The 7,229-nt window shown below is 37.1% G+C and carries 6 protein-coding genes; 3 read left to right on the top strand and 3 right to left on the bottom strand.

Annotation, left to right across the window (positions count from 1 at the left end; all coding sequences use genetic code 11):
* The coding region (locus ACFO3L_RS00510; RefSeq protein ID WP_379962838.1) for a transposase at nt 1–312 on the top strand (312 nt) is incomplete at its 5' end.
* A 349-nt stretch (nt 313–661) separates the two neighbouring features.
* Here the strand turns inward: ACFO3L_RS00510 and rnjA are convergent.
* Complete coding sequence (rnjA, locus tag ACFO3L_RS00505) at nt 662–2,341, bottom strand: ribonuclease J1 (protein ID WP_379962837.1); 1,680 nt, start codon at nt 2,339–2,341, stop codon at nt 662–664.
* A gap of 1 nt (nt 2,342) precedes the next feature.
* Nucleotides 2,343–2,555: a DNA-directed RNA polymerase subunit epsilon gene (locus ACFO3L_RS00500; protein ID WP_379962836.1), complete on the bottom strand. Its 213-nt coding sequence runs from the start codon at nt 2,553–2,555 to the stop codon at nt 2,343–2,345.
* A gap of 449 nt (nt 2,556–3,004) precedes the next feature.
* On the opposite strand from ACFO3L_RS00500, the gene ACFO3L_RS00495 reads away from it, so the two are divergent.
* Both ACFO3L_RS00495 and ACFO3L_RS00490 read left to right on the top strand, forming a co-directional pair.
* On the top strand, nt 3,005–4,738 hold the full coding sequence (locus tag ACFO3L_RS00495) for an ABC transporter ATP-binding protein (protein ID WP_379962835.1): 1,734 nt from the start codon (nt 3,005–3,007) through the stop codon (nt 4,736–4,738).
* On the top strand, nt 4,735–6,492 hold the full coding sequence (locus tag ACFO3L_RS00490) for an ABC transporter ATP-binding protein (RefSeq protein ID WP_379962834.1): 1,758 nt from the start codon (nt 4,735–4,737) through the stop codon (nt 6,490–6,492). The genes ACFO3L_RS00495 and ACFO3L_RS00490 overlap by 4 nt, the downstream gene beginning before the upstream one ends.
* 67 nt (nt 6,493–6,559) lie before the next feature.
* Here the strand turns inward: ACFO3L_RS00490 and ACFO3L_RS00485 are convergent, their stop codons facing one another.
* On the bottom strand, nt 6,560–7,195 hold the full coding sequence (locus ACFO3L_RS00485) for a copper homeostasis protein CutC (RefSeq protein ID WP_379962833.1): 636 nt from the start codon (nt 7,193–7,195) through the stop codon (nt 6,560–6,562).
* Between the last annotated feature and the right edge of the window lie 34 nt (nt 7,196–7,229).

Raw genomic sequence — 7,229 nt, 5'->3', positions numbered from 1 at the left:
CTTGCCTACGAAGCGGTTCAATTGCTCCACTATTATCGGAAAAAGAAGGATACAGATGGATTTTTCTCCACGATTCAAACATTGGATAAGGCTCTTCCGCAATGGTTCCGAAAGAAATTATATTTCTTAAAGAAATACAAGCAAGGGGTTCAAAATGCTTTTGAGCTTCGTTATTCTAACGGTGTCACCGAGGGCTTGAATAATAAAATTAAATTAATTAAACGCGTTTCCTATGGTTATCGCAACTTCTATCATTTAAGAGATCGAATCTACATCATACAGGGATTAATTTTCGCCCCCACTAAGGCTTGATATGGATAACTAACAAACCATTTGAAGCTAGCAGTAGCGAACCGAAGAAAAATACCTTGTTCCCGCTGCGTCAAAAGACGAAATGTGAATTACTCTGGTTTAGTGCTTTAGCACTTAACTAGAGTTTGAAGCTTTCGAGCTGAGAGACTACAGGCTCGAAGCGGTCTCGCAGCTTTTGTCAACAAGGTGATTTTTCGCAGGGGAGCGGGAGGCTCCGCCCCTCTTTACTAATGTCAAAAAAATCGATAGAGAAACAATTTCCTCTACCGATTCTGACGATTATTTTTACTCATTTTGGGCCCATCAACACAATTTGACGAACAACCAAATGATCAAGTTTCTAAGGAAATTATTCACTTTCAGGTGTCATTACCATTGATAAAATCATTGGATGACGCTCTGTTCGTTCATATAAGAAAGGTTGTAAGGCTGAAGACATGGCTTCTCGTAATTTGTATTCAGTACAATTCGGTTGGTTTAAGGCTTCTCTTAAACTATTGAAAAGGACGGTTTGACCTTCACTAATCATTTCACCGGATTCGCGCATATAGACAAAACCACGAGATAAAATATCTGGACCCGCTAAAATTTCTTTTCTTTCAATATCAACGGTTGCGACAGCCAAGACCAAACCTTCTTCTGAAAGAATACGGCGATCTTTTAAGACGACGTTCCCGATATCTCCAATACCACTACCATCGATGTAGACGTCATTTGCATTAAAGTGACCCGCCATGCGAGCAGAATCAGCAGTTAAGGCTAACATGTCACCATTTTCCATGATAAAGCAGTTTTCACGAGGCACGCCGGTATCTTGTGCTAATTCTGTATGAATTTTTAACATACGGAATTCACCATGAACAGGCATAAAGTATTTTGGTTTCATAAGGCGTAACATTAATTTTTGTTCTTCTTGTCCACCATGTCCAGAAGTATGGATGTTGTTTAATTTACCATGGATCACTTGAGCGCCAGCTTCTAGTAGTAAGTTGATTAGTTGATTGACACTCTTTGTGTTACCAGGAATTGGTGAACTAGAGAAAATCACGGTATCATCTGGATGAATTTGAATTTGACGATGTGTTCCGTTGGCAATCCGACTTAAGGCAGCCATTGGTTCACCTTGTGATCCCGTACATAAAATCATGGTTTCATTTGCGGGCAAGCGATTAATTTCAGATGCATCAACAAATGTTCCATTTGGTACGTTGATATAACCTAGTTTCTGGCCATTAACAATCGCATTTTCCATACTGCGTCCAAAGACAGCAATTTTACGACCCGTTGCAACTGCCGCATCTGCCGCTTGTTGTAAACGGAAAATATTTGAGGCAAAACTTGCAAAAATAATGCGACCATCGATTTTCTCGAAGATTTTAACGATTGAAGCACCAATCGTTTTTTCGGATTTTGTAAAAGTTGGGATTTCAGCATTCGTACTATCAGATAGTAAACAAAGAACGCCTTCTTCACCAATTCTTGCCATTTTATGTAAATTGGCAGGTTCACCAACCGGTGTGAAATCAAATTTGAAGTCACCTGTTGCAACGACATTTCCAGAAGGTGTCTTAACAACGACTCCCAGAGCATCTGGAATACTGTGTGTTGTTCTAAAGAAACTAATTGCTGTTTTTCTAAAGCGGATGACAGTATCTTCATTAATTTCATTTAATGTTGCATCACGGAGTAATCCGTGCTCATCCAATTTGTTTGTAATTAAAGCAAGTGCAAGGGGACCAGCATAAATCGGAATGTTCGCTTGACGTAATAAGTAAGGAATACCTCCGATGTGATCTTCATGACCATGCGTAATAATTAGCCCTTTGACTTTTGCTAAGTTTTGGACGATGTAACTATAATCAGAAATCACATAGTCAATTCCAAGTAATTCATCTTCAGGAAATTTGATCCCTGCATCAATTAATATGATTTCGTCTTGGAATTGAACCCCATAACAGTTTTTTCCGATTTCGCCCAAACCACCGATGCCAAAGACACCCGTTTCATTGTTTTTTAGCGAAACTTTCATTTTAAAACTCCGTCAAAGTGAAGTCTGCATTTTCTTTTTCATATTCTAAATGATTGCCTTCTAGTAATTGAAGAAATTCGATATTGTATGGGGTATTTTCTTCAACTAATTGGCGAGCAATAACTTCACTTTCTGCTTCAATGTAAAGTGAGTGTGTTTGCTCTCTTTTAGGGTTTTGCTCTTTGCTCTTTTGATAAAAAACTTTATAAATCATGTAAGATTCTCCTTTATTTGCCTAAGCATTTTTTAAGGTTGTAATTTTAACGCAACAAAATGAAGGTCAATGTGAGACAGACCTTTCGTAAAAGATAACTTGAATATACTTTTTTCAGACAGTAAGTGAGAAAAAAGAGAAAGTCTCATCGATGCTTTCTGTATGTTTAATGTAAAAATTCAACCGAACGTTTCTGTATTTCTATACAGGATTTGTTTTTATTTTATCATAGAAATCAAAAGAAGTATAGAAAGAGTCACTAATTCAAAAGCTGAAGCTATCAATTGAATGTTCGTATTTGTGAATATTCGCTAAGTAAAGAATGAAACAAAAAAAGTTGCCGTGCTCGACTTTCGTAAAAAAAACAAGTAAGATTAAATGATTCGAGCTTTTTTTTAGACAAGTCGTTTGTTATAGTTAAAGAGGATTAGAAATGAAGGAGGTATTTTATGAAGTTAATGTGGCGTTATACAATTAAAAATAAAAAGTTATTATTTTTTAACTTTTTGTTTGTGTTCGGTTTTATTTTAATCGAGTTAGGCTTACCGACCTTGCTTGCCCGAATAATTGATAACGGAATTTTAAAGAACGATGCCGATTACGTAAAGCAAATGGGTCTTACGATGTTAGGTATTGTTTTAATCGGTATTATAATGAATATTTCATTGGGATATGTTACTGCACGGATTACAACCAATATGGTCGAGAGTATTCGTAATGATCTATTTGAAAAAATTCAAAGTTATTCTCATAGCGAATATGAGGAAATTGGTGTATCTTCCTTAATTACGCGTGTAACAAATGATGCTTACCAAATTATGTTGTTTATGCAAAATATTTTACGGATGGGATTTACAACACCGTTAATGTTTACCGTTAGTCTGTACATGATTGTCCGTACGAGCCCATCATTAGGATGGTACGTTTTAGGCGCGTTACCGCTACTTTTAATAGGGGTATTAATTATTGCTAGAAAATCAGAACCAATTTCACGTGGACAACAAACGAATCTAGACCGAATCAATGGTATTTTACGTGAGAATTTATCAGGTTTACGTGTGGTTCGAGCATTCGTTAACGAAAAATTTGAAGAAAAACGCTTTGAAAAAGTCAACCACGCGTATACTGAGAGTTCTAAAAAGCTCTTTCGTTTAATGTCTGTTGCGCAACCGGCTTTCTTTTTCTTATTTAATATCGTTATGATCCTAATTATTTGGTCAGGAAGTATTCAAATCGATTCTGGTAACTTGTTGTTGGGTGATTTAATTGCTTTTATTGAATATATTTTCCATGCGTTATTTTCATTTATGCTCTTTGCAACGGTCTTTATGATGTATCCAAGAGCCGCTGTTTCTGCTAATCGTATTGAAGAAGCTTTTTCAGCAGATCCTTTAATTAAGGATAAAGAAAATGGTGTAACAACAACTGAAACAAAAGGTTATTTAGAATTTAAAAATGTGACCTTTGCCTATCCAGGTCCTTCTGAAAATCCGGTTATCCGAAATATTAGTTTTACGGCAAGTCCTGGTGAAACAGTGGCCTTTATTGGTAGTACCGGAAGTGGAAAATCAACTTTAATTCAATTGATTCCACGTTTTTATGATGTTAGCCAAGGTCAGATTTTAATCGATGGTGTCGATGTTCGAGACTACCAGTTAGCTGCCCTACGTAAAAAAATTGGTTATATTCCTCAAAAAGCCTTACTATTTACAGGAACAATCGCTGAAAACTTACTTTACGGTAAGGAAGATGCAACACCAGCAGAGATGGAACGGGCATTAGAAATTGCTCAAGCATCTGATTTTATTTCTCAACTATCAGAAGGGGTCAACACACAAGTATCAGAAGGTGGAGCGAACTTCTCAGGTGGACAAAAACAACGTCTAGCAATCGCGCGTGCCATTATCCGTCAACCTGAAATCTTTATTTTTGATGATAGTTTCTCAGCACTCGATTATGCAACTGATGCTCGCTTGCGTGAACGCTTATCGAAAGAAACAACGGAATCAACGACTTTAATTGTGGCCCAACGTGTTGGAACAATTATGGATGCCGATAAGATTATTGTTCTAAATGAAGGTAATGTTGTTGGAATTGGTAAACATAAAGAATTATTAGCAAATTGTCCAATTTATTATGATATTGCAGCATCACAATTATCAGAGGAGGAATTAGCAAAATGAAAAATATTTCTTCTTTGAAACGTGTTTTAAGTTACCTAAAACCATATAAAGTTGGTTTTACGTTTGTCATTTTATTCACTTTGGGAACAGTTATTTTTAATGGCCTATTACCGTATGTGTCTGGTCTACCAACGACTGAAGTGGCTAAAAACTTAGCTGAAGGTCAACCATTAAATTTTGAATACATAAAAAAGACGCTCGTTTGGATTTTTATCGTTGGTTTGGGCTATGGTGTTTCACAATTATTCGCCGGAATTTTAATTACAAACGTCGTACAGTCAGCAATGAAAGATTTGCGTCATGACATTGAAGCAAAAATTAATCGCTTGCCGGTCTCTTATTTTGATAAGAATAAACAAGGGAATGTGCTTTCACGTGTGACGAATGACGTCGATGCTGTCGGTGGGGCAATGCAACAAGCAATGATTGGTATTTTCAATGCGGTCTTGAGTATCGTGATTGCTGTCGGAATGATGTTTTACATTAATTCCACGATGGCACTTTTAGCGGTTATCATGATTCCAGCGTCATTGATTATTTCAAAAATTGTTGTGTCAAAATCACAATCTTATTTCAATAATATGCAAAATGCTTTAGGGGAACTAAACGGCTATGTTCAAGAAACAATGACTGGTTTTAGTGTTTTAAAAGTGTATGGACGTGAGAAAGAGGCTTTAGAAGGCTTTAAACAAACGAATCATAAATTGCAATATTATGGTTTCCGAGCAGCGTTCATTTCAGGTTTAATGATGCCACTTGTTTCCTTAACCGCTTATTTAGCCTATATTATGGTTGCGGTAGTCGGTGGTTTTTACGTCATGAGTGGGGCAATTGTGGTTGGACAATTACAAGCATTTATTCAATACGTCTGGCAAGTCAGTCAACCAATGGGGAATATCACCCAACTTTCTGCAGTGCTACAAAGTGCATCGGCTTCTGCCAAACGTGTTTTTGAAATCTTAGACGAACAAGAAGAAACGCAAAATGAAGTTAATATTCCGGTACCAGAAACGGTACGAGGCGAAGTAACTTTTGAAAATGTCGCCTTTTCTTATTCGCCGGACAAACCATTAATCGAGAACTTGAATTTTACTGTAAAAGCGGGACAGACCGTTGCGATTGTTGGTCCAACAGGTGCAGGCAAAACGACTTTAATTAACTTGTTAATGCGTTTTTATGATGTCAATCAAGGAGCAATTAAAATTGATGGCATTGATACGAAAAAAATGCATCGTAGTGATGTACGTTCATTGTTTGGGATGGTTTTACAAGATGCTTGGCTTTATGAAGGGACAATTGCTGATAATATTCGTTTTGGGAAATTGGATGCTACGGAATATGAAGTGGTCGATGCGGCGAAAACAGCCAACGTTAACCATTTCATTCGGACAATGCCAGACGGTTATGACATGATGATTAACTCAGAAGGTGATAATGTTTCTCTTGGTCAAAAACAATTGCTGACGATTGCTCGTGCAGTCATTTCTGATCCGAAAATTTTAATCTTAGATGAAGCGACAAGTTCTGTTGATACACGTCTCGAAGCCTTGATTCAAAAAGCGATGGATAAAGTAATGGAAAATCGCACAAGCTTTGTAATTGCCCATCGATTATCAACCATTCGCGATGCGGATCTAATCTTAGTGATGGACAAAGGTTCAATCATTGAGCAAGGAAACCATATAGAATTATTAGCTAAAGATGGTTTCTATGCGAATCTATATAACAGTCAATTCTCTGAAGAAGCAGAATAAGACGAAGAATAAATAAGAGCTAGAAAATTCGATGATCGCATCGTTTTTTCTAGCTTTTTTAATTTCATTAAATATTGACGATTTTTGTTCCATGAACTTCAGTCACACCTAGAACTTCAGCGACTTCAGCGGCATTCTCAAAGTTTACGCCACCACCAGGTAAGATGATAAGACGCTCATTGGCATAAGAAATTAATTCTCTTAAATGTTGATAGTTATCACTAATTGGCGTTCCAGCAGCGCCACCGTGGGTCAAAATTCGATCAACACCATGTTCTGCTAACCAATCAATTGCTTCATATTGCATTTCTGTAGGCATGGCGTCAAAAGCCATATGGAAGGTAATTTGTAAACCAACTGCACGATCGATCAAGACCTCTAGTGCTTCTTCGTCTAACCAACCATCTTCAGTTAAACAGCCAATGACAACCCCATCGGTGCCAAATTTTTTCGCTTCAACTAAATCCGTTTCCATGATTTTTAGTTCATAGTCATTATAAATGAAATTACCACCGCGAGGACGGATAATCGTCATGACTTGCACGCCATGGTCGTGAGCGTAACTAATGGTATTTTCTATGACGCCAGCACTAGGTGTTGTCCCACCAACGGTTAAGTTATCACATAGTTCAATTCGTTTAACTCCTTGCGCAATTGCTGCGGGAATATCAGTAAAGTTTTCTGCACAAAATTCTTTTAACATTTAATTCGCTCCTCAACTATTCTTTTTAGTTAAT

It is taken from the genome of Enterococcus eurekensis (genome assembly GCF_042654605.1).
Lineage (GTDB): Bacteria > Bacillota > Bacilli > Lactobacillales > Enterococcaceae > Enterococcus_I > Enterococcus_I eurekensis.
Note: the sequence above shows the minus strand (reverse complement) of the source record. Positions and strands in the feature narration are given on the sequence as shown.